Source organism: Salmonella sp. GDC200615 (assembly GCF_050574145.1).
GTDB lineage: Bacteria > Pseudomonadota > Gammaproteobacteria > Enterobacterales > Enterobacteriaceae > Salmonella > Salmonella enterica.
Genome location: NZ_CP192247.1, coordinates 3,498,555 through 3,522,697, shown reverse-complemented (window position 1 = coordinate 3,522,697; position 24,143 = coordinate 3,498,555). Strand labels below are relative to the sequence as shown.

General features: G+C 50.0%; 18 protein-coding genes and 3 pseudogenes. 17 read left to right on the top strand and 4 right to left on the bottom strand.

Annotated elements, in window-relative coordinates:
- Positions 1 to 4: 4 nt before the first annotated feature.
- A complete protein-coding gene (locus ACQ29O_RS17010; protein WP_000062030.1) occupies positions 5 to 541 on the bottom strand; it encodes a fimbrial protein in 537 nt (178 codons plus the stop codon).
- Between the two features lie 662 nt (positions 542 to 1,203).
- Between ACQ29O_RS17010 and ACQ29O_RS17005 the strand changes: the two genes are divergently transcribed.
- From ACQ29O_RS17005 to ACQ29O_RS16960, 10 genes and pseudogenes are all read left to right on the top strand, one after another.
- Positions 1,204 to 1,521 carry a winged helix-turn-helix domain-containing protein gene (locus tag ACQ29O_RS17005; RefSeq protein ID WP_253336137.1) on the top strand — a complete coding sequence of 106 codons (318 nt, stop codon included), beginning with the start codon at positions 1,204 to 1,206 and terminating at the stop codon, positions 1,519 to 1,521.
- A 19-nt stretch (positions 1,522 to 1,540) separates the two neighbouring features.
- On the top strand, positions 1,541 to 1,936 hold the full coding sequence (locus ACQ29O_RS17000; RefSeq protein ID WP_001697467.1) for a hypothetical protein: 396 nt from the start codon (positions 1,541 to 1,543) through the stop codon (positions 1,934 to 1,936).
- Positions 1,909 to 2,209, top strand: a pseudogene (locus ACQ29O_RS16995) (hypothetical protein). Before ACQ29O_RS17000 ends, ACQ29O_RS16995 begins: the two are co-directional and overlap by 28 nt.
- Positions 2,210 to 2,710: 501 nt before the next feature.
- Positions 2,711 to 4,285 (top strand): EAL domain-containing protein, encoded by a 1,575-nt coding sequence (locus ACQ29O_RS16990; protein ID WP_000868289.1) that lies wholly within the window; start codon positions 2,711 to 2,713, stop codon positions 4,283 to 4,285.
- Positions 4,286 to 4,384: 99 nt separating this feature from the next.
- On the top strand, positions 4,385 to 5,128 hold the full coding sequence (locus ACQ29O_RS16985; RefSeq protein WP_000081368.1) for a transcriptional regulator: 744 nt from the start codon (positions 4,385 to 4,387) through the stop codon (positions 5,126 to 5,128).
- Complete coding sequence (locus tag ACQ29O_RS16980; protein ID WP_000545422.1) at positions 5,101 to 5,589, top strand: hypothetical protein; 489 nt, start codon at positions 5,101 to 5,103, stop codon at positions 5,587 to 5,589. The genes ACQ29O_RS16985 and ACQ29O_RS16980 overlap by 28 nt, the downstream gene beginning before the upstream one ends.
- Positions 5,590 to 5,988: 399 nt before the next feature.
- Complete coding sequence (locus ACQ29O_RS16975) at positions 5,989 to 6,513, top strand: Ail/Lom family outer membrane beta-barrel protein (protein ID WP_000830335.1); 525 nt, start codon at positions 5,989 to 5,991, stop codon at positions 6,511 to 6,513.
- A gap of 143 nt (positions 6,514 to 6,656) precedes the next feature.
- Entirely contained in the window at positions 6,657 to 7,298 is a 642-nt protein-coding gene (locus ACQ29O_RS16970; RefSeq protein ID WP_000610827.1) for a helix-turn-helix transcriptional regulator, read from the top strand.
- A gap of 10 nt (positions 7,299 to 7,308) precedes the next feature.
- Positions 7,309 to 7,533: a membrane protein gene (locus ACQ29O_RS16965; protein WP_000737127.1), complete on the top strand. Its 225-nt coding sequence runs from the start codon at positions 7,309 to 7,311 to the stop codon at positions 7,531 to 7,533.
- Positions 7,534 to 7,590: 57 nt separating this feature from the next.
- On the top strand, positions 7,591 to 7,950 hold the full coding sequence (locus ACQ29O_RS16960; protein ID WP_000722975.1) for a DUF4156 domain-containing protein: 360 nt from the start codon (positions 7,591 to 7,593) through the stop codon (positions 7,948 to 7,950).
- 69 nt (positions 7,951 to 8,019) lie between these two features.
- Here ACQ29O_RS16960 and mdsC read toward each other — a convergent pair.
- The 3 genes and pseudogenes from mdsC to mdsA all read right to left on the bottom strand — a co-directional run bounded on the left by mdsC (position 8,020) and on the right by mdsA (position 13,884).
- Positions 8,020 to 9,477 (bottom strand): annotated as a pseudogene (gene mdsC / locus ACQ29O_RS16955) (multidrug efflux transporter outer membrane subunit MdsC).
- A 16-nt stretch (positions 9,478 to 9,493) separates the two neighbouring features.
- Complete coding sequence (gene mdsB / locus ACQ29O_RS16950) at positions 9,494 to 12,661, bottom strand: multidrug efflux RND transporter permease subunit MdsB (RefSeq protein ID WP_000673153.1); 3,168 nt, start codon at positions 12,659 to 12,661, stop codon at positions 9,494 to 9,496.
- Positions 12,658 to 13,884: a multidrug efflux RND transporter periplasmic adaptor subunit MdsA gene (gene mdsA, locus ACQ29O_RS16945; RefSeq protein WP_020937111.1), complete on the bottom strand. Its 1,227-nt coding sequence runs from the start codon at positions 13,882 to 13,884 to the stop codon at positions 12,658 to 12,660. Before mdsA ends, mdsB begins: the two co-directional genes overlap by 4 nt.
- Positions 13,885 to 14,160: 276 nt before the next feature.
- Between mdsA and golT the strand changes: the two genes are divergently transcribed.
- From golT to ssaA, 7 genes and pseudogenes are all read left to right on the top strand, one after another.
- Positions 14,161 to 16,464, top strand: a complete 2,304-nt coding sequence (gene golT / locus ACQ29O_RS16940) for a gold/copper-translocating P-type ATPase GolT (protein ID WP_045161133.1) — start codon at positions 14,161 to 14,163, stop codon at positions 16,462 to 16,464.
- The gene (golS, locus tag ACQ29O_RS16935; protein ID WP_001020581.1) at positions 16,461 to 16,925 is read left to right on the top strand and encodes an Au(I) sensor transcriptional regulator GolS; all 465 of its coding nucleotides are present in this window, start codon (positions 16,461 to 16,463) and stop codon (positions 16,923 to 16,925) included. The genes golT and golS overlap by 4 nt, the downstream gene beginning before the upstream one ends.
- 77 nt (positions 16,926 to 17,002) lie before the next feature.
- Complete coding sequence (gene golB, locus ACQ29O_RS16930) at positions 17,003 to 17,197, top strand: gold resistance metallochaperone GolB (RefSeq protein ID WP_001159470.1); 195 nt, start codon at positions 17,003 to 17,005, stop codon at positions 17,195 to 17,197.
- Positions 17,198 to 17,488: 291 nt separating this feature from the next.
- Positions 17,489 to 18,742 (top strand): MFS transporter, encoded by a 1,254-nt coding sequence (locus ACQ29O_RS16925; RefSeq protein ID WP_000288507.1) that lies wholly within the window; start codon positions 17,489 to 17,491, stop codon positions 18,740 to 18,742.
- A 188-nt stretch (positions 18,743 to 18,930) separates the two neighbouring features.
- Positions 18,931 to 20,742: a site-specific DNA-methyltransferase gene (locus ACQ29O_RS16920; RefSeq protein ID WP_001747074.1), complete on the top strand. Its 1,812-nt coding sequence runs from the start codon at positions 18,931 to 18,933 to the stop codon at positions 20,740 to 20,742.
- A gap of 36 nt (positions 20,743 to 20,778) precedes the next feature.
- Positions 20,779 to 23,675 (top strand): annotated as a pseudogene (locus ACQ29O_RS16915) (type III restriction-modification system endonuclease).
- Positions 23,676 to 23,951: 276 nt separating this feature from the next.
- Positions 23,952 to 24,053 (top strand): small effector SsaA, encoded by a 102-nt coding sequence (gene ssaA / locus ACQ29O_RS16910; protein ID WP_000934834.1) that lies wholly within the window; start codon positions 23,952 to 23,954, stop codon positions 24,051 to 24,053.
- Positions 24,054 to 24,143 lie beyond the last annotated feature (90 nt).

Genomic DNA, 24,143 nt, shown 5'->3' with positions numbered 1-24,143 from the left:
ACGATTATTTATACGAAACGGCGTATTGTAGGGTGGCAGCGACTGTCCCAGCCTCTGCTTTCCCGGTAGAGTAATACCGCGCGGTATAAGTCGCGCTCGCTTCAGAAGCATTTGGTTCCAGCTGTAGGTCGCCGTCGCCAGTAAAGCCGCCGGTCAGATTGATTGGCTCCCCTGAGGTGTCGAGTAATTGGACTTCAACATTTTTCGCGCTGCCAGTATTACCCAGGTTACCGTTACTGGTGACCTGATTACCGACAAAGACAGTGGAAATTTTTGTTGTTTTGTCCTGAGAGCCGGTACATCCGGACAGCCCAATATCAAACGTTATTGGCCCCGCGGTTTTCCCTTGTTCTGATAAATCTTTAGTACTTACTGTTGGTAATAACACGACGGGTTTAGCCTGATTACCATTAATCACGACAGAGCACGTTTCATCAGAGACTTCCCCTTGAAAGGTGATGGTGTTATCAGAAACAGCCATCGCGCTGCTGGAGATAAGAAGCGAGCCTGTGATCATTGCTAAATATTTTTTCATAGACATATGATAATGTTCCTGTATTAATCTTTACTTTTTCAGAACGAGTGCAATTCGCCCGAATGTTTCGTGCTTATGGAGGAGTGGTAAAAATAACGATCATTAACTCTATTTTGGGATGTGAGCTATACCCTCCTGACTATTGATAATGCGATATAAAACAAACAGACTTATTTCTCTCATCATGAAATAGAGCGATAAGCGCTTTCGTCCATACATCTCATTAGTACAACTGATAGTGTTATCATTTAATTGAGTGTAATCCGATAACAATTCTCTCCGCGACTGAATAGATAGACTATGTTGCAATACAACCTGCACATTTTTGCTATGTAAAATCCGTATCAGTTAAACCTCCCGATGGATAATACGATGGTGAGATTAAGGTAAATTTTCTGAAATGTGCTTCTGAAACAGTATAATTAGTCTTACTTTTTTCTTACTTTTGGCCTTTCAGAAGTTTCCTGAGTTTGCGTTAAGGTAAAGAAAAGTGTTCAGATTTACCTATAACTGTTTGATTTGTAATGTGCAGGTAATACTTGTGTCAATTATTGTTTACTATAAGTGAGAGTTATAAGTTAAACTCAGGTTAATTAGGGGGCTGAATTCTTTTTTGAGCATGATAATATGTCGTCTGAATGATGGATGCAGTTACCTTTAGGATTGTCATGAATGAAAGCATATTTTTACTTGATAAGCGTGTTGTATTTGATAGTACGAAGATGACCTTATCGCATGGTAATGAGATAATCAGAATATCAGAAGCTGAGACCCATCTGCTTCTTGCTTTTTGGCATGGTCTTTACAAAAAAGAAGATATTATTCATTTTGTTTGGGAAAATCGCGGAGGCTGCGTCTCAGAATCAAGTTACTATAAACTCATTAATCAAATGAGAAATGATTTTAGTAGCATCGGTCTACAGCCATCTGACATCGTAACTCGCCCTCGGGTGGGGTGTCGCTGTCTGTTGCCATTGAACCTATAAAAAAATCACCTCCCTAAAGGTGAGTGATGAAAACGTTAAAGGCCCCTCGACTCGGGAGAAAATATTTTACAAAATTAAACGTCACAGCGTATTTGTGGTATTAACAGGAGCCATTCTTCTGGCATTGCTCTATGGTGTATTTACTATATATAAAGCGCCTGTTCGTAACAGCCCTGATAGTTTTTTTACATATCTTGGCGAATATAACGATTATGCAATCTATAAAACAAAAGAGGATAAGGTCACATTAAGTGAAGTAGTTTTTGCTTTTAACTCTCTAAAAATTAAAATTTACCGGCAAAATGGACGCCATCTTTATTATATCAGGGAGCCTAACATGAATATTTTTCTGCAATGCTTAAATCCTGTTGAAATGGCGGTGCCAAAATGTATTACAGTAAAAGAACGTTACTGATTATATTTGTAATATTTATCGCCATTGTCGCAATCGGATCGGTAATAGCGCTTGAATGGGTAAATCGTGACTCTTATAGAACCAATAATCTTATATGCACGACAAAATCAGAAGCGTATATTGAACCACGAAAATTGTACATGGATGGTGGACTTGTGCTGGATCTTAAATCCGGCAGGATTACCCTGCACTACGATGTTACTACCGATACGAAAGAGAAACGGCTTTTTTTTCGTGATATCTGCATCAGCAAACTGCGCAGAACGGGTATGAAAACATTTACTTTTAAAGTCAATTCAGTTAAGACTTTTGAGTCTGATACTGCTGGCGATTTGTTTTCCTGGTTGAGACTGTTACAGCCTGGTACGATTAATGAGTTAAAGATGGTCAAAATTGGGAAAAATACCTACATGTTTTCGCTTAATCGACATTTGTATAATGTGTGTACCACCAGTAGTAACGTTGAGTTGTAGCCAATAATCCCTGTATTGATGGGAATTCGTTCCGTGATTGTTATGCCTCATCAGGCAGCGAACCTGGCATCTGGCTAACATATTGAATTTAGATATCTGCTATCGCTTATTTTAACGATAGTATCCTGCACCTGTTGGGTATTGATATTTTCTTGTCTATTTTCGGCACAGGGAGTGCCATCTTGCTATCATTAAGAACGTATAACCTATCTCTCAATATTGCTTTTCTATATTAATGTTACTTTAGTTATCCTATAAAAGCGTACAGTGGCAAAAGGAAGGCCGGTAAGAGGGCAATGATTTGAAAGTAAGAAAGCTATTTCTGATGTTGTTTATTGCCGTTCCACTGATCGTAATGATATTGGTGGGGTTACTCGCGGGTATCTTCCAGCTAAAACGAGATATCGCCGTCAGCGCCAATACGCTGCTGCGGTTTAGCGCGGATATATCTGCCGCCTCCTGGCAAGTCGCTGGAAAAGCCGCCAGACTGGCTGAGAGTTCCTGCACTGATACGCTGAAAGAACTGTCCAGAACGCGGGCCTTCACTCCTTATGTACGTGACATTGGGTTTCTGGAAAATGGTGATATCACTTGCTCCTTTGTCACAGGAACCGAACGCTATCATTTTTCCCGGCTGGCAGGGCTTTCCTTACCTGCTTCTTATCCGGAACGGTGGTTGCGATCTATCGGTAGTATGGCCGAAGGACCCGATCGCCTTGTTGTGGTTTATGTGAAAAAAGTAGCAGCGAATAAAGCGGCCTTCGTCATTGTGGATTCGCAGTATGTCCAGGAGCTCATAGAGATATTGGCAGCAGAGAGAGCATCAGCCTTTAGCCTGACATTCGGCGCAGGGGAGGCGATTACCAGCGCTGCGACGTTGCGCGGTAAGGCGTTTTTAACGCAGCGGTTCACCTCAACCGATCACACTCTCCAGCTGATGGTGCGAACCCCCTTCTCAACGTTATCGGCATACTGGTTACAAAACCTTTTTATTTTTGTTCCGCTGTCATTGTGTCTTTCTGTAGGGATGATGTTGTTCTACAGGCGCTGGTATTTAAAACGTTTATCTCTGGCCCGGGAGATTGCCAGGGGAATAACGCACAATGAGTTTACGGTACATTATCAGCCTGTTTTTAATGTTAAACACGGTAGTTGCAGCGGCGTGGAGGCGCTAATGCGCTGGCCGCAACCGGATGGCCGTTTTATAACCCCGGATATTTTTATTACCGCCGCAGAAAATGAAGGCATGATTATTCCACTCTCTCGTCATCTGTTCGAACTGATTGCTCATGACGTAATAAACTGGACTGTACCGGATGATTTCTATATCAGCGTAAATATATCGCCTGCGCATCTTATGGATGACGGTTTTATACAAGATATAGAGGCGCTCAGGACTCGTTTGGGAACGATAACGCTTATGTTGGAGCTCACCGAACGTAGCCTGATTGTAGAACCTTCACAGGTCGCAGAAAAACTTTCAACGCTCCGTGAAAAAGGCGTGTTAATAGCGATTGATGATTTTGGGACCGGCTATTGCTCACTCTCCTATCTCCAGCAATTACCTGTAGACTCTCTTAAAATAGACAGAACGTTTATCGATACCATTGATACCAGCAGCGATGATGTTCCTGTCCTGGATACTATCATTACGCTGAGTCAGCGACTGGGGCTCAATGTGGTTGCCGAAGGGGTCAGTACCCAGCACCAATTGCGTTACATCTTAAGCCACGGGGTAGGATTCGTTCAGGGATTTCTTTATGCCAGGCCGATGGGGGCTAATGACTTTATGAGCTGGCTTGGCAAGTCGGCCCAGAGGCAAAATGGTTTGCTCAAGGGGGAAAACGAATCTGCGAGTGGCCTGGTGGCTGAATAATACAGGAGCTCGCTACGGAAAAAAATTCAATAGCGCGATATATCCTGGTAATATGTTTATGCCGTGAAGAAACGTGATAGCACTGGGGCGGATATTTTTATGAGTCAGAACAATTATCTGATTGACAAAAGAGTTATTCTTGATTGTGAACGAATGACGCTTTCCTGCGCCGGAGAGTCGATAACGATATCTGAATCGGAACGCAGTTTGCTTATCGCTTTTCATGAAGGCCTTTTTAAAAAAGATGATTTAATTAACTATGTCTGGGGGCGCAAAGGTGTCGTGGTCTCTGATGCCAGTTATTATAAATTGATTAACCAGCTACGAGGGTCATTTGATAAAATTGGTCTTAAGGGGGCGTCTGTTGTGACTCGCCCTCGCGTGGGTGTTTTACTCTCCGTTTCCATTGAACCGTTGAGTGATGAGGCGCAAAATACTCCGTTGCCTGCTGTTGCTGAAACAGAAGTATCGACGGTTGAAGTGCGGCACGATGACACTATTATTACCCCAATACCGGGCGCTGTGAATAAAAAAGATTGGCTCTACTTTTGCCTGGCCGCGCTTCTGATGTTTTTTATGATGTATAAAGTTAAGGGTGAAAATATTGATTATTTTACCCTCCAGGGTTCGTATGATGGATACACTTTTTATAGTGTCGGGCATGATAAAACCCATCTGACGGATATCGTTGAAGCGTACTCTGAGATGAGTAATGAAATACATAAACAAAACGGAAAAATCATTTATTACATTCGCGTTCCTAATACAAATATTTTTGTCCAGTGTCTTAACCAACTTGATATAGCGGAGCCGAAATGCATTTCCATAAAAGAACGTTATTAAGCGTGGCGACGCTTGGTATGCTGGCTGTTTCAGTCGTACTGATGGTAGTTTGGGTACGAAACAGTAACCATAGTTCTATTAATACTAATGAATTTTTATGTACGACAAGAACGGTAACGACGATACAACCTAAAGATATCCATGCCGATGGCAGTCTTGTTCTTGATTTTAAGATGAAGAGAATTACGCTTCAATATGAAATAAAAACAAAAGATAACGGTGTAAAAATATTATACCGGGACGTATATATGAAAAATTTACATCGAACAGCACCTGGTGTTTATACGTTCGAAGTATCCCGGGTAAAAGTCTTTGCCACGGACACGGCTGGCGATCTGTTATCATATTTACGGGTTCTGCATCCGGAAGCGGCTAATGAGATTCGAATATCTAAAGTGGGTGAGAAAACCTTTTTTTATTCTCTTAATCGGCAGCTTTATAACGTTTGTACCGCGCAGTAGATCTGAATGTTGTCTGAATGCGTCAGAAAGCGAGTTGCGAAATTGCCCTCCGCAAGGGTAAAGGTTAACTTGAATGTTAATTAAAATCTATATAAAACAGTTATTTATGAATTTTGACTCTTCGAAAAGGTGACTGATACTTGCTGATAACCTCTCGCAGTCCGCCTGACGGATGCGATGCCAGGATCGGTCTGAAGCAACTATGAATCCGCCATTAATAAAAAAGTAAGAACTCTGTAAGACTGATTTCATATCCATTATCGAATATATCAGGTTATATTACCTCCGCAGTTGGCATGACTGGTAATAAGCGCATTAGGTGTTCTTAATCTAAATGCTATTTGTGTGCCATAAGTTCCGGTACCGCCTTAATTATATATCAAAAATGGAGTGGTTTTAATGAAAAGACGGTATTCGTTCCTTGTTTTTTTAGGTTTATTATTAGCGTCACCTTTAGCTTTGGCTAACGATCAGCACACCGTATCGTTTGGTTATGCACAAACTCATCTCAGTTCATTGAAAAATAGCGATAGCAAAGATCTGCGAGGCTTTAATTTTAAATATCGTTACGAGTTCAATGAGACCTGGGGGATGTTAGGATCATTCACCGCGACGCGCAATGAAATGGAGAACTACACCTGGAAAGAGGGGAAATTGCATAAAAATGGTTCCGATTCTGTGGACTATGGTTCTTTGATGTTTGGACCAACATATCGTTTTAATGACTATGTGAGCCTGTACGGCAATGCGGGTATAGCGACGATGAAATTTAATAAACACTCAAAAGAAGAGTCCTTTGCCTACGGCGCTGGCGTAATATTTAATCCAGTTAAGAGTATATCTATCGATGCATCATGGGAAGCCAGTCGTTTCTTCGCTGTGGATACCAATACATTTGGTGTCAGCGTAGGTTATCGCTTCTGATATTAAAAGTATAAGCGTTACGTTTATGGCAAGGAATTAAAAATAATATGGCGCTGCTACAGAATAGGGATGGTTATGAGCGCTCAGGTAATCTTAAGAGGAAGATAAAACACTCACCGTAGCGTTATTCTATTGATGAAATTATGATAAATTCACTATCGGAACAACTTCCGTTAAAAACGATAGGTATAGTTTTAACGGATGATTATTATACTTATTTAGGCATCGCTTCACTCTTTGAGGATGGGAAGTGCTTTATGTTCCCACTCAATGGAGAATATAATTCGTGTCAGATATCAGCTAGCGAAGATATCATAATTATTATTGATGGACGAGTTTTGATTCAGGGGGTCTGGAAAGGTTTTAAGGCGCTCATGCAGCATTATCCACATGCTCGTCGAATCTGGCTCACGCGCAGAGATATTGGAAAACTTTATCCACATGGCTGCGATAGAGATCCTGATATCGATCCCGATTTGGCAAAGCCTGTTTTTATTGAGCATTTCATTAAATACGCTTGTGCAAACGAAGTAGCGGTCGGTGAACTTGCGCCGTTGACAAAAAAGGAGGAGGAGTTGTTATGGCACTTTTTATATAAAAAGTCGATGAGTCAGATCGCCAGTAGCTATGGCATGAGTCGTAAGACTTTGTACATTCATAGATTGCGTATCTGTCGTAAATATGGCTTCAAACGCTTTTTCCATTTGCTATTTATTTACCAAAGAAGTCGCCATATCTTCGCATCTAAAATTTGCCGTGTAGACAAAAACGCCGATCAGGCTTGAAGCAAACAAGATGAAAAAGTTAACGATGAGAGAGTGTGAAAGCATCAATCCTACTATGCTGCTTGCCATTAAGATACTTATCTCGGCGCTTGACGAAAAAACAAAAATAAGACTCAGAGAGCATATTGAAAAAACTGAACAAGAAATAGCCTCAAGCATACATGATAGCATCATGACAGAGACTTTTCTTCAGCAAATGAAAGACATTCGTTACATCTTAAATATAGTTCCTTGACGGCGTTCAGAAGCAAGAACGCGTTATTATTTAATGATTAATAGACCAGGTATTAGTATGAAAAAGATCTTAGTATGTTTCGCCGGCTTGGCTTTAACCGCATGTAGCGCTAATTCGTTGAATTATGGCGCTGAACAGGTACGGGTGATGACCAGCGAGCCAGGTAAGGAATGCAGCTACTTAGGGGATATCACGGGCAGCCAGGGGAATTTCTTTACCGGTGGCTGGACTTCCAACAGTAACCTGGAAACGGGTGCCCGTAACGATCTGAAAAACAAAGCTTATAAAATGGGCGGCAATACGGTAGTCCTGTTAACCCAGCGTGCAGGCCAGACAGGAAGTTCATGGCACGGTTCGGGCTCAAGCAAACAAACGAATGTCACGTTAAGCGGGAACGTTTATCGTTGCCCTCGTTAACCTTATTTTGCAGGCAATATATGCCTGTTTAGCGCGCGCGCCGCACTGGCGACGCGGGCGCTATTTGGGCTAACCTTGCTTTTTCTCGCTGTATTCCCGCCAACCGCCGCCTAATGCTTTATACAGATTAATGATATTCAGCTGTTGCATGAGCCGTGTGCGTACCAGGCGCTGTTGCGCGCCATAAAGCATACGATGGGTATCAAGCAGCGTAAGGTAGTCATCGACGCCTTCCTGAAAACGGAGTCCGGCCAGCTCATAGGCGATTTGGCTGGCTTCAACCGCGCGTTGTTCTGATTGCACCTGGTCATTCAGCGTACGCTGTCCCGCCAGACCATCCGCCACGTCGCGAAAGGCTTGCTGAATAACGTTTTCATACCTGGCGATTTCAATCTGTTTTTGGACATGCGCCCTATCCAGGTCAGCGCGTAATGCGCCGCCGTGAAAGAGAGGCAAGGTGATTTGCGGTAGAAAACGCCAGCTTCCCTATCCCGGTTCAAAGAGTCCGCTAAGAGACGCGCTGGCCGTTCCCGCCGTGCCTGTCAGGCTGATTGTCGGGAAGAAGGCGGCGCGCGCTGCGCCTATTCGGGCGTTTGCGCCACGCAGCCTGTACTCGGCGGCGCGAATATCCGGGCGGCGTACCAGCAGATCTGACGGTAATCCGCCTGGCAATGTGGTCGGGATCGCGACTTCCGTAAGCGTGACCGCCTCGTTTAGTCGACGCGACAGTTCAGGCGTGAGCGGCTGGCCCAACAGCAATTCCAGCGCGTTACGATCCCGCGCCAACTGTCGCGTATACGCCGCGCGATTGATTTCGGCAGAACGCAGCGCGATCTCCGCCATACGCAGATCGAGCTGTGTGGCGTTGCCTGTCCGGGCAAGCTGGGTTGTCAATGTGTATGAACTTTTTTGCGCGGCCGGCGTATCTTCGGTTAAGCGCAGCAGCTCCCGGTCAGCCCGTAGCGTCAGCCAGGCGCTGGCGACTTCGGAAACCAGGCTCATTCGCGCCGCAATGTACGTCTCATCAAGCGCCATATAGGCGGCTAATGCCTGGTCGCTAAGGCTTCGCACTCGCCCCCAGAGATCCAGTTCCCAGGCCGTCGTCGCCCCAGCCATCTCGTAGCGTCGGTTAATCTCAGGCTCGTCCGTGACGCTGAGATCGGCGGGAGTGCGACCGGCGTCCATGGCGGTGGCGATGCCGAGCGTCGGCAGCATCTCCGCGCGCTGAATACGGTATAACGCCCGGGCGGCTTCAACATTGAGCCCTGCCTTGCGTAAATCCCGATTATTGCGTAACGCGATCGCGATCAGTTCCTGTAGAAGCGGATCGTGGAAGAAATCACGCCAGCCAATGTCAGCGGCATCCGGCGCGCCAGAAACGGTTGACGTTGCGTAGGGATAGACCATCGCAGTCGGCGATGCGGGGCGTTCGTGCTTCGGCGCCATCGTACAGCCAGCAAGCGTGGTGACGAAAGCAAGCGTCGCCAGCGTGGCGGTCTGCCGATAGCCTGTAAAAGTGATCTTCATTATGCCATTCCCATCATTATGCTTGCTGATCATGTGAATCAACGCGGTTCTCACGCTTTAATGCCATCCTGCGAACCACCACGTAAAACACAGGCGTCAATAACAGGCCGAAGAGCGTGACGCCCAACATGCCGGCAAACACGGCGATGCCCATCGCATGTCGCATTTCCGCGCCGGCACCCGTCGCGAGTACCAGCGGTACTACGCCTGCGATAAAGGCGAATGAGGTCATCAGGATAGGACGCAGACGCAGGCGGGACGCTTCCAGTACGGCGGTCAGCGGGTCTGCGCCGTCGTGTTCTTTGGCGCGGGCAAACTCGACAATCAAAATGGCGTTCTTGGCCGCCAGGCCGACCAGCACCACGAAACCAATCTGCGTAAAGATATTGTTATCTCCGCCAGATACCCACACGCCGACAATGGCTGAGAGTAATGACATAGGCGCAATAAGCAGGACGGCGAAGGGCAGCGACCAACTGTTGTACTGCGCCGCCAGGATCAGGAAGGCCAACAGCACCGCCAGCGCAAAGATAGCAAGCGCAGAATTGCCGGCCTGTTTTTCCTGATAAACCAGATCGGTCCATTCGAAGACCATCCCTTCCGGTAACGTTTCACGCACGATCTTTTCAATCGCGTCCGTCGCCTGTCCGGAGGAGAAGCCCGGAGCCGGTCCACCGCTAATATCTACCGAGGGGAAGCCGTTGTAATGGATGATTCTGTCCGGCCCCGACTGGCGCATAATCGTGACGAAAGCGCTAAGCGGGATCATCTCGCCCTTCGCATTGCGGACTTTAAGCAGGCCGATATCCTCTTGTTGCATACGGAATGGCGCATCGGCCTGCGCCATCACCCGCCAGGTACGGCCAAATCGGTTGAAATCGTTGACGTAAAGCGAACCGAGGTTAATTTGCAACGTTTCAAAGATGTCGGTGAGCGATACCCCCATTGATTTCGCCTTTACCCGGTCGATATCCACCTGTAATTGCGGGGCGTTTGTCTGGAAACTGGCCAGCATATTGGCCAGTTCGGGCGTCTGCATCGCCTTAGACATAATCTCGCTTTGCACCTTTGTCATCGCTTCAAATCCCAGTTCCGCACGATCTTCAATCTGCAATTTAAAGCCGCCCGTCGCGCCAAGCCCTGGAACCGGCGGTGGCGGGAAGATGCCAATAAATCCGTCGGGAATGTGGCTAAATTTGTGCATTAGCTTTCCGGCGATAGCGTTAGCGGAAAGCGAAGGATCTTCACGCTCGTCAAAGGGTTTCAGCATGGCGAACATCAGCGCCGAATTTGGCACATTTACCGGGCCGTTAACCGACAGACCGGGGAAGACGACGACGCTTTCAACGCCGGGTTCCGCCAGCGCGATAGCGGACATCTGTTTCACGACCGCCTCTGTGCGATCCAACGATGCGCCGCTTGGGAGCTGGGCGATGCCGACGAGATAGTATTTATCCTGCGCAGGCACAAACCCGTTCGGCACCTGATGGAAGCCAAGCCAGGTCAGCCCCACAAAGCCAGCATAGAGCACCATCACAATGACGCTGCCGCGCACGGCCCGACGGACGGCGCTAACATAGCGGTTCGACGCGCTGTCGAAGAAACGGTTAAAGCGATGGAAAAAACCGCCAGTGACCGTGCCCATCAACCGCGTTAGCCAGTCAGCCTTCGCAGTATCGTGGTGCGGTCTTAGCAAAATGGCAGCCAGCGCAGGGGAGAGCGTCAGAGAGTTAATGGCCGAAAGGATGGTCGAAATAGCGATGGTCAACGCGAACTGACGATAAAACTCACCCTGCAGGCCCGCCAGGAATGCGGAAGGGATAAAGACCGCCGTTAGCACCGAGGTAATAGAAAGAATGGGACCAGTGACTTCATCCATCGCCTTCTTTGCCGCCTCTCCGGGGCTTTTGCCCTGCGAGATATGCCGTTCCACGTTTTCGACCACAACGATGGCGTCATCGACAACGATACCTATCGACAGGACCAAACCAAACAGCGAAAGCGTATTCAGCGAAAAGCCAAACAGGTGCATCAAGGCAAAGGTGCCGACCAGCGAAACGGGAACCGCCACCAGAGGAATAATGGACGCCCGCCAGGTTTGCAGGAACAGCACCACGACAAGGACGACCAGCACGAGGGCTTCCAGCAACGTAATCGCCACCGATTGTAGCGATGCGCGCACGAAGACCGTAGGATCATAGGCAATCCGGTATTCGATATCCTGCGGGAAGTTTTGCTGTAACTCATCCATTTTGCCGCGAATCGCGTTAGAAACGTCAATCGCATTGGCGCCCGGACTTTGAATAATCTGTAACGCTGGCGCCGCTTCGCCATTCAGTAAACTGCGCAGCGTATAGGCATCTGCGCCCAGCGTGACGCGGGCGACATCACGCAGACGCGTCACCTCGCCGTCAGCGCCGATTTTTACCACAATCTCGCCGAACTGTTCTTCGCTGGTCAGGCGGCCCAGCGTGTTTACCGTCATCTGAAAAGCTGCGGAGGCCTCCGGCTGTTGCCCGACGGAACCGGCGGCGACCTGTACGTTTTGTTCCCGCAACGCCGTAACGATATCACTGGCGGTAAGACCGCGGTTGGCGATTTTCGCCGGGTCCAGCCAGACGCGCATGGCGTACTCGCCCGCGCCCCAGACGAGAACATCGCCGACGCCGGGTAAACGGGCCAGCTCGTCGCGAACCTGCCGGATGGCGAAGTTAGACAGGTAAAGCGAGTCATAGCGTTTTTGCGGCGAGACAAGATGGACCACCATCAACATATCGGGGGACGTTTTCTCCGTTACAACGCCAATTCGCTGGACTTCTTCGGGCAGGCGAGGCAGCGCGCGGGATACCCGGTTTTGCACCTGAATTTGCGCCATATCAGGATCGGTTCCCTGTTCGAAGGCGATAGAGATAACCATGCGACCATCAATGGCCATCTGGGTATTCATATACAACATGCCGTCAACGCCGTTGATCACCTGTTCCAGCGGCGCGGCTACCGTATCGGCAATCACTTGCGGGTTAGCGCCGGGGTAGCTGGCGCTAACCTGTACCGTGGGCGGCGTAACGGCCGGATATTCACTCAGCGGCAGTTTTAAAAAGGCGATAGCGCCAGCCAGCAGCATTAACAGCGACAGGACGATGGCGAAGATGGGTCGTGCAATGAAAAAGTGGGTGAATTTCATTGGCGCACCGCCTTCGGCGCACTGTCGCCGTCCGCTTTAGTCAATGTCGCGGTCTGTTTGTCGGTCACATTCTGTCGCATCGGCACCAGACGCGGCGCAACGGTCATGCCAGGACGCACCAGCCCCTTGAGGATGATTTTTTCTCCCGGCTGTACTCCCTGTGTAACGACGCGGAGTCCATCGACCATTTGTCCCAGCTCAACCGGACGATACTCCACCTGATTCTCCTTGCCGACGATCAGCACATAATTTTTGCCCTGATCGGCGCTCACCGCCATATCGTCAATCAGCACGGTTTCCCGCGGCTCGCCGATGGGCAAACTGATTCGGGCAAACAGGCCGGGAGAAAGCATTCCGTTGGGGTCAGGAATCACGGTGCGCGCCCGGATAGTGCCGGTGCTGCGGTTCATCTGATTGCCCATAAAGTCGAGTACGCCCTGATAAGGCAGCCCGTTATCGGTGGTTAACCCCATGTTGACTACCGGTGAATTTTTGTCGGAGCGGGTATGCCGTAACGCCTTCAGCCAGGTGGCTTCGTCAATATCGAAATACACATACATGGGATTGTGAGACACGATAGTCGTCAAAAGCGTGGCGTTACCCGCTACGCCGCCGCTGACCAGATTGCCCCGGGTCACCAGTATGCGGTCAACGCGTCCGGCAATGGGCGCGGTAATACGGGTCCAGGAGAGTTCAAGGCGCGCTGCGGCGACGGCGGCTTTGGCCGATTGCATCTGCGCCTGTCGCGCATTACGCGTGGCGGTGACATCGTCAGCGTTTTTACGTGATACGGCGCCGCTGGCGACCAGTCGTTGAATGCGATCGAAATCCGCCTGCGCCTGGCGGGCCAGTACTTCAGCCTGACGTAATTGCGCGACGGCGGTGTCGAGGGCGACCTCGAACGGGCGCGGATCGATCTGGAACAGCAGTTGTCCGCGGCTTACCAGACGTCCTTCCAGAACGCTGACGGCGTCAAGGGTTCCTCCCACGCGCGAACGCAGCTCCACGGTCTCCGGCGCGGCCAGAAAACCGGTGAATTCCGCCGTAGGCGCGAGTGTACGGCTAAGGGCTTTAGCAACCGGTACCGACGGTGGAGGCGGCGCGCTGGCCGGGGGGCCGACGGCGTTGTCTTTATCCCATAGTGCTTCGCCGGCCATGTAAATCACGCCCCCGATGGCGGCGATGACGCCGGCTATCAACATAATTTTGAATGTTCTACGCATGTCGTTTCCCTCTTTACCGCAGCGTGTCGGCCATTCCGCAACGCTGCCGCAGAATTTTTGGCAAAGGCTAGGCGTTACAACGAAGGAAAGGTCAAGCGTTCCTGGCGGGTTTTTACGGGACGTAGGTCGGCATCGTGGCGTAAATGTCTCGCATCATCCTCTTTTATGAGCCATATCACATTCTCGCCGAACCGTGCAGCCTGAATACGCTTGACCTTCCCACAATGGCAAGCTTTAGGCTTTCTGATACCGAATAGTCAGGATGGGGAAGTCGTCATGAGTCAGTCAGAAAATCGTCACGACACGATAAGCTTGCTTATTGAAGGTATGACCTGCGCGTCGTGCGTCGCTCGCGTTGAAAAAGGTATTAAGGCTGTGCCTGGCGTAACGGACGCTACGGTGAATCTGGCGACGGAGCGCGCCACCGTCCGCGGGACGGCGTCGGCGGAGGCGGTGATCGCGGCGATTGAAAAAACGGGGTATGAGGCGCGACCGATAGAGACGGCGGGGCAGGGCGAAGACGACTCTGAAGAGAAAAAAGAGGCCGAGCGCGTCAGGCTGAAGCGCGATCTGATTCTCGCCAGCGTGCTGGCGCTCCCCGTTTTTGTGCTTGAAATGGGCTCGCACCTTATTCCTGGTATGCACGAGTGGGTGATAAAAACGATTGGCCTGCAACAAAGCTGGTACTGGCAATTTGCACTGACCCTGTTGGTGCTGACGATCCCCGGTCGCCGTTTTTACCTTAAAGGGTTCCCGGCGCTGGCGCGTCTGGCGCCGGACATGAACTCGCTGGTCGCTGTGGGAACCGCAGCGGCATTCGGCTACTCGCTGGTGGCGACCTTTACGCCCGACCTGTTGCCTGAAGGGACGGTAAACGTCTATTACGAGGCCGCCGCAGTGATTGTCGCGCTTATTCTGCTGGGGCGCTTTCTGGAGGCAAGGGCGAAGGGGCGGACTTCCGAAGCGATTAAACGTCTGGTGGGGCTACAGGCGCGGGTCGCGCATGTGTTACGCGAGGGCCGCATCGAGGATATCCCTGTCGACGAGGTTGTGCTGGGCGACTGTGTGGAGGTTCGGCCAGGCGAGCGGATACCGGTTGACGGCGAAGTGACCGAAGGCCGCAGCTTCGTTGACGAGTCGATGATTACCGGCGAACCGATACCGGTTGAGAAATCCGCAGGAAGCGCGGTGGTGGGCGGTACCGTAAACCAAAAAGGCGCGCTCACGCTGCGGGCGACCGCCGTCGGCGGACAGACCATGCTGGCGCAAATCATTCGTCTGGTGGAACAGGCGCAGGGTTCAAAACTGCCGATTCAGGCCGTCGTGGATAAAGTGACGCTGTGGTTTGTCCCGATGGTAATGCTTATTGCTGCGCTGACCTTTGTGGTATGGCTGGCGTTTGGGCCGTCGCCTGCGCTGACTTTCGCTCTGATCAATGGCGTTGCGGTTCTGATTATCGCCTGTCCTTGCGCGATGGGCCTGGCGACGCCGACCTCTATTATGGTGGGAACCGGTCGTGGGGCGGAAATGGGCGTGCTGTTCCGTAAGGGGGAGGCGTTACAGCTACTCAAAGACGCTAAGGTGGTGGCCGTAGACAAAACCGGGACGCTTACCGAAGGCCGCCCGGTACTGACCGATCTCGACGTGGCCAGCGGCTTTGAACGCCGTGAGGTGCTGGCGAAAGTCGCGGCGGTAGAATCGCGTTCAGAGCATCCGATTGCCCGTGCGATTGTCGTGTCGGCAGAAGAGGAAGGGATCGCGCTACCAGGCATGAACGGCTTCGAATCGGTGACCGGGATGGGCGTATACGCTACCGTTGACGGTACGCGTGTTGACGTGGGGGCTGATCGCTATATGCGCGAAATTGGCGTGGATATTAGCGGCTTCGCCACCACCGCCGAACGGTTAGGGCAGGAAGGGAAATCGCCGCTCTATGCGGCTATTGACGGTCAACTGGCGGCGATTATCGCCGTGGCCGATCCGATCAAACCCAGTACGCCCGCCGCAATTAACGCTTTACATCAGCTCGGCATTAAGGTCGCCATGATCACTGGCGATAATGCCCGCACGGCACAGGCTATCGCCAGACAGTTAGGAATTGATGATGTGGTTGCCGAGGTATTGCCAGAAGGGAAAGTCGAGGCGATACGGCGCCTGAAAGCGGCGTATGGGCAGGTGGCGTTTGTCGGCGATGGCATCAACGATGCGCCAGCGCTGGCGGAGTCCGACGTGGGGCTGGCGATTGGCACCGGCACCGATGTGGCGGTGGAATCCGCCGACGTCGTACTAATGTCCGGCAACCTGCAAGGCGTGCCGAATGCTATCGCGCTGTCTAAAGCGACCATCCGCAATATCCACCAGAATCTGTTCTGGGCCTTTGCTTACAATACGGCGCTGATTCCTGTCGCGGCAGGCGCGCTATTTCCGGTCTGGGGCATATTATTGTCACCGGTATTCGCCGCAGGGGCGATGGCGATGTCGAGCGTGCTCGTGCTGGGCAACGCTTTGCGGCTGCGCCGTTTCCGGGCGCCGATGGCAACCCCATCCGACACATCCACGACCCGAGGAGGAGCGTCATGAACATCGGTAAAGCAGCTAAAGCATCGAAAGTTTCGGCCAAAATGATTCGCTACTATGAACAGATTGGTCTGATTCCCGCGGCAAGTCGGACGGATTCCGGCTATCGGGCCTATACCCAGGCTGATGTTAATCAATTGCATTTTATACGCCGCGCGCGCGACCTCGGTTTTTCAGTTGCTGAAATCAGCGACTTACTGAATCTTTGGAATAACCAGTCGCGGCAAAGCGCTGACGTCAAACGCCTGGCGCAGACGCACATTGATGAACTGGACAGACGTATCCAGAACATGCAGCACATGGCGCAACCCCTCAAAGCGCTGATTCACTGCTGCGCCGGCGACGCGCTGCCAGATTGTCCCATTCTGCATACGCTTGGACAACCTGACGATAGCGAGCCGGAGGCGCGTACCGGAGCGGTATTGCGCCGTCCTCGTCGCCACGGACTGGCAAAGCGTCTGTAAGTCCTGAGATTACGCTTGACCTTCCAACACTGGCAAGGCCCAGACTGGCAACAGTTCCCACACAAAAGGAGTTCACCATGCAGTTCCATATTGATGACATGACCTGCGGCGGCTGCGCCAGTACGGTAAAAAAGACGATTCTGACTCTCGATGCCAATGCGACGGTGAGAACCGACCCGGCGACGCGTCTGGTTGACGTTGAAACGTCGCTATCCGCGGAGCAGATTGCCGCCGCCCTGCAAAAGGCCGGTTTCCCGCCGCGCGAGAGGTAATCGTCAATGGCGATCGGTCTGGCGACAGGCCGGTCGCGATACGCTAGCCACGCTTCGCTTTCCTTTGCATGAGATAATCCCCATAAAAAATGTGACAAATCATGTGCCAGTAAGCTTTGTTAATAATATGTAATGATTTGTCTATTTTTGCTAACATTTTACCTGCTATATACAAAAAGATAACAAATAAGTAGCGCAACGCTACCTTGTTACGTCGCTTTGACGACGGGAGCGCTCCAGCGTTTCGCCGCTTCAAAGCTTGATGTTATTTTTTGATGCAGGACACTACCTATGTACACCCCCCTGAACTGGACGACGACACAACGACATGTGGCGTTTGCCAGCTTTACCAGTTGGATGCTGGATGCGTTTGATTTCTTTATCCTTGTCTTTGTACTTAGCGATCTCGCCGAATGGTTTCACGCTTCCGTATCGGACGTTTCCATTGCGATTATGCTGACCCTGGCGGTACGTCCCATTGGCGCGCTGCTATTTGGCCGAATGGCGGAAAAGTACGGACGTCGACCGATACTGATGCTCAATATTCTGTTCTTTACGGTGTTTGAACTGCTTTCCGCCTGGTCGCCCACCTTCATGGCATTTCTGATTTTTAGGGTCATGTACGGCGTGGCGATGGGCGGGATATGGGGCGTCGCGTCATCACTGGCGATGGAAACCATTCCCGATCGTTCGCGTGGCCTGATGTCGGGCATTTTTCAGGCGGGCTATCCCTGCGGCTATCTGTTCGCCTCGGTTATTTTTGGCCTCTTCTACAGTATGGTAGGCTGGCGCGGTATGTTCCTGATTGGCGCCCTGCCTGTTGTCTTACTGCCTTATATCTGGTTTAAAGTGCCGGAATCCCCCGTCTGGCTGGCGGCCAGAGCGCGTAAAGGGAATACCGCGCTGCTTCCTGTTCTGCGCAAACAGTGGAAGTTGTGTCTGTATCTGGTGCTGGTCATGGCGTTCTTTAACTTTTTCAGTCACGGCACGCAGGATCTCTATCCTACCTTCCTGAAGATGCAGCATGGTTTTGATCCGCATCTGATCAGTATCATTGCGATTTTTTATAACATTGCCGCCATGCTCGGCGGTATTTTCTACGGTACGCTATCGGAACGTATTGGGCGTAAAAAAGCGATCATGATCGCCGCCTTTCTTGCGCTTCCGGTACTCCCGCTATGGGCATTTTCCAGCGGATCATTCACGATTGGCCTGGGCGCGTTCCTGATGCAGTTTATGGTGCAGGGCGCCTGGGGAGTCGTGCCGACCTGGCTGAACGAGCTGGTTCCGGCGAATGCGCGCGCCGTGCTGCCAGGGTTTGTTTACCAACTCGGTAATTTACTGGCGTCGGTTAATGCGACGTTACAGGCCCGCATCGCGGAAACGCATGGCGGAAATTACGGGTTGGCAATGGCGATCGTGGCTGGCGCGGTGGCTATTTTAATCTGTGTATTTGTGGCATTTGGTCGCGAGACCCGGGGAGTCGTCATCTCCGGTACAGATAGCGACGCCCTCCCGGAGTCGGCCATCGGTCATCGCACGTAAACACTACGCTCCTGGCGCATACTGTCGCCGGGAGCGCTCCTTCCTCCTGTGGTTTTTACGCCCTTTCAACGAACAACAAAGGTTAATGATGGCATCTGCCTTTCGTGACCATTACAATCATCGCTTACTTTTTTCTTTATAAGAAATTGATTGTTGGACCTTAAAATTGTCAACGGAGCGAAGATATCATGTTGAAAGATAAACAAAAACACAACGAGTCTGTTGCCCCGAATAGCGCCTTTCTGTCTGAGTTACAACGTGCATTACCGGAATTTTTTACCGCCGATCGCTATAACGAGCAGGGCGAACTGATCGCGAAAGGCGGATTTGATCTCGCCAGATTTGAGCGCGCGCTGAAAGCGCGTAATATTGATGAGCTGACTAGCGGTTATCAGATTGATTTTATTGGTAAAGATTACGCAAAAAAACAGGCGGGTGAAAAATCCGTTACCGTCGATATGATCTATATCGATCCCCCTTATAACACCGGATCGGACGGGTTTGTCTATCCCGATCATTTTGAATATAGCGATCGGGCGTTGCAGGATATGTTTGGTCTTAATGATACTGAACTGGCACGTTTAAAATCCATTCAGGGTAAATCGACGCACTCCGCGTGGTTATCTTTCATGTATCCGCGTCTTTTCCTGGCCAGGAAGCTCCTGAAAGATACCGGATTTATTTTTATCTCTATCGACGATAATGAGTACGCCAATCTTAAATTAATGATGGATGAGATTTTTGGCGAAGGCGGATTTGTCACCAATGTGATGTGGAAGCGCAAAAAAGAGATTTCTAACGACTCTGATAACGTTTCCATCCAGGGGGAATACATTCTTGTTTACGCCAAAACCGGTCAGGGCGCTTTACGTTTAGAACCGCTTTCTAAAGAGTATATTCAGAAATCCTATAAAGAACCGACCGAACAGTTTCCAGAAGGGAAATGGCGACCGGTGCCGTTAACGGTGTCAAAAGGGCTGAGCGGCGGCGGCTATACCTATAAAATTACCACGCCGAACGGTACGGTACACGAAAGACTATGGGCTTATCCTGAAGCCAGTTACCAAAAACTGGTGGCCGATAATCTGGTCTATTTTGGCAAAGATAACGGCGGTATTCCCCAGAGAGTCATGTACGCGCACCACAGTAAAGGGCAGCCAACGACCAATTACTGGGATAACGTAGCGTCGAATAAAGAGGGGAAAAAGGAGATTCTGGATCTCTTCGGCGACAACGTTTTTGATACGCCGAAACCGACCGCATTATTGAAGAAAATCATCAAGCTCGCTATCGATAAAGACGGCGTCGTTCTGGACTTTTTTGCCGGTTCCGGCACCACGGCCCATGCGGTGATGGCGCTGAATGAAGAAGATGGGGGGCAGCGCACGTTTATTCTGTGTACTATCGATCAGGCATTAAGCAATAACACTATCGCGAAAAAAGCAGGTTATAACACTATTGATGAAATCAGCCGCGAGCGAATTACACGCGTTGCGGCGAAGATCCGCGCCAACAATCCCGCGACCAATAGCGATCTCGGTTTTAAACATTATCGTTTTGCCACTCCGACACAGCAGACGCTGGACGATCTGGATAGCTTCGATATTGCTACCGGCCATTTTATCAATACCAGCGGTCAACTGGCCGCTTTCACCGAGTCAGGATTTACCGACATGATCAATCCTTTTTCCGCCAGAGGATTGGGCGTGCCGGGCGGCGCAAGCGGCGAAGAGACCTTATTAACGACATGGCTGGTCGCCGATGGTTATAAAATGGATATTGACGTACAGACCATTGATTTTTCCGGCTATTGCGCCAGGTATGTTGATAATACGCGCCTGTATCTGATTGATGAACGATGGGGAACAGAGCAGACCCGCGATCTTCTCAACCACATTGGTACGCACCAGCTTCCGGTTCAGACCATTGTCATTTACGGCTACTCTTTCGACCTTGAATCCATTCGTGAACTGGAAATCGGCTTAAAACAGCTTGATTAAAAAGTGAACCTGGTGAAGCGTTATTAAGAGGGGATGATGATGAATATTTTACTGGAAGAACTTCCCCATCAGGAACAGGCGTTAGCGGCGATTCTGGCGAGTTTCACCGGTATCGATCACGCGCAGGCCGATCATAATCACTATGCTAATCCGCTGATTAAGGAACGTTACGACGATAAGGCCAATATTGACGTTAAAATGGAGACCGGGACGGGCAAAACCTATGTCTATACCCGGTTGATGTATGAACTGCATCAGAAGTATGGCCTCTTCAAATTTGTGCTGGTGGTGCCGACGCCAGCCATTAAAGAAGGCGCGCGGAACTTTATCACCAGCGATTACGCCAGACAGCATTTTTCACAGTTCTACGAAAATACGCGGATGGAACTTTGCACCATCAACGCCGGTGATTTTAAAGTAAAGTCGGGGCGTAAAAATTTTCCGGCCCAGTTATTAAGTTTTACTGATGCCAGCCGTCGTGATAGCCATACGATTCAGGTTTTGCTGATCAATGCGCAAATGCTCAATTCCGCCAGTATGACGCGAGACGATTACGATCAAACGCTACTGGGCGGGCTGACGTCGCCTGTTAAAGGGCTGCAAATGACGCGACCGGTGGTCATTATTGATGAACCGCATCGTTTTGCGCGAGATAACAAATTTTATCGAGCGATTCAGGCCATTCAGCCGCAAATGATCGTCCGCTTTGGCGCTACCTTCCCGGATATTGTCGAAGGTAAGGGTAAAAATAAATGTGTACGTAAAGATTACTATCGCCGGCAACCGCAGTTTGATCTCAACGCGGTGGACAGTTTTAACGATGGTTTGGTGAAAGGTATTGATATTTATTACCCGAATCTCCCCGAAGAACAGGCCAACAATCGTTATATCGTTGACAGCGTCACGGCAAAGAAATTAATCCTCCGACGGGGGAGCAAAATTGCCGAGGTTGGCGTGGGCGAAAATCTCGCCGATGTCGATGCAGGATTTGAAGGCAGTATCGAATATGCCGGCAGTAAAATGTTGTCGAACGATCTGGAGCTGGAGGCAGGGATGGCGCTGGTGCCAGGAACCTTTGGCGCGAGCTACCAGAAAATAATGCCCCGCGTATTAAGACCTTAAGCCTTTTCTTTATTGACAGTATTAAAAGCTATCGTGATGACGAAGGCTGGTTGAAAGTCACTTTTGAGCGTTTGCTGAAAAAGAAACTGACGCAACTGATTGACGATTATCAGCGCAAGACCCTGCCGCGAGAAGTGGAGTATCTGTCGTTTCTGCAGGCCACGCTCGCCAGCCTGCACTCGGATAACCAAAACGTCCACGCTGGTTACTTTGGCGAAGACCGCGGAAGCGGCGATGAGGCGATCCAGGCTGAGGTAGATGATATTCTGAAAAATAAAGAGAAGTTGCTCAGTTTTTCAGACCATCACGGCAACTGGGAAACGCGCCGCTTTCTGTTTTCAAAATGGACGCTTCGCGAAGGCTGGGATAACCCGAATGTTTTTGTCATTGCTAAATTACGTTCTTCCGGTAGCGAGTCGAGCAAAATTCAGGAAGTGGGGCGCGGCCTGCGGCTACCGGTAGATGAAAACGGCCATCGCGTTCATCAGGAAGAGTGGCCGTCCCGACTGTCGTTTCTGATTGGTTATGATGAAAAAGCGTTTGCCAGTATGCTGGTTGATGAGATTAATCGCGACAGCAAAGTTCAGCTTAACGAGCAGAAACTGGATGAGGCGATGATCACACTCATCGTCACCGAGCGGCAAAAAGTCGATCCTGCGTTTACGGAGCTTCGTTTGCTGGAAGATCTGGATGATAAAAAACTGATCAACCGGAGTAATGAGTTTAAACCCAGCGTCACGCTTAACGGGGAAACCAAAAGTGGTTTTGCGTGGCTACTGGAGTTCTACCCTGAGCTGACGCAGGCGCGGGTGCGAGCGGATCGCATTCGTGACAATAAGCCCGCCTCCCGACTGCGAGTCAGGTTACGCAAAGAGAATTGGGAACAACTTAGCAGTATCTGGGAGCAGTTTTCCCGCCGTTATATGCTGCAATTCGAGCGTAGCGGCGCGTCTCTGGAACAGATTGCCGCCGAGGTGCTGCGCGATCCGGCGCTGTATATACGCCAGAAGCCAAGCCAGGTGCAACAACGGCTGGTATCGAATGAAGATAATGGCCGTTTTGAAGTGGCGCAGCGGGAAGGCGAATTAGCCGCCAGCGAATTTATGGTGGGCATGAAATATGGCCATTTTCTTAAGCAACTGGCGTTACGCACCAGTCTGCCGGTTAACGTCCTGCACCCGGTGTTAATGGCGATGCTGCGTGATGTTTTGCACGGAGATTCACGCTATTTAAGCGAGATCTCGTTGGACAATATGACCCGCGCATTACAGACGCGGATTAATGCGCATTTTGCGCAGCGCCACGATTATCTGCCTCTCGATTTTCAGGCTTCAACGTCGGTATTTGATTCCACGGCACGGCAGTTCAGAGAGGAGATTAGCGCTGAAATTGTGGGGAAAAATGTGGATGAGAATGCGATAGACGATCCCCGTTCTCTCTATCAAATACCGCCGTTGCGTTATGACAGCGTCGATCCAGAATTGCCGCTATTAAAATACGATTATCCGCAACAGGTTTCTGTGTTTGGCAAACTGCCTAAGCGGGCCATTCAGATCCCCAAATATACGGGGGGCTCTACTACGCCGGATTTTGTGTACCGTATTGAGCGTCAGGACGCCGACAGTGTTTATTTACTGGTTGAAACTAAAGCAGAAAATATGCGCGTAGGCGATCAGGTTATTCTTGATGCGCAACGTAAATTCTTCGATATGCTGCGTCGGCAAAATATCAATGTCGAGTTTGCGGAAGCGACCAGCGCGCCGGCGGTATTTTCTACGATCAATGGCTTGATTGAGGGGAAGGCAAACTAACGGGTTTGAATGGACCTTAACGGTTATCTTTTTGATAGACCATATAAAATGGCCGCCGCGCAGCGAGCGTTGCGGTCATTCTCCCTGTGCTAATCCCCCGTCCCGTAAACCGCGTTGACTTGAAGGTTATCGTTTTACGTCTATTCTTAACTTTCAGCTAAGCGTATTTTGCTGAAATTGCAAATAGTCTTGAGGACGCTGTTTTTTTGTTTTGCCGTTATTTTTATAACGGCCAGGTAGATATTGCCAAGTGAATGTAACTAAGGGAGACATGTTATGCTAAATAGATACTACCGTTTCGCTGTCGAAAAAGACGACCCCTCCGAAGCGCCAGAGTCGGGCGATAAGCCTGACAGCCAGCCGCAAAAAAAATCGTAATTTATCTGGATATTCCCCGACGTTTTTACGTTTGGGGAAAATAACCGTTTCGTTTCAACCTGGTTGCGAACAGTGAATATTTTACACGAA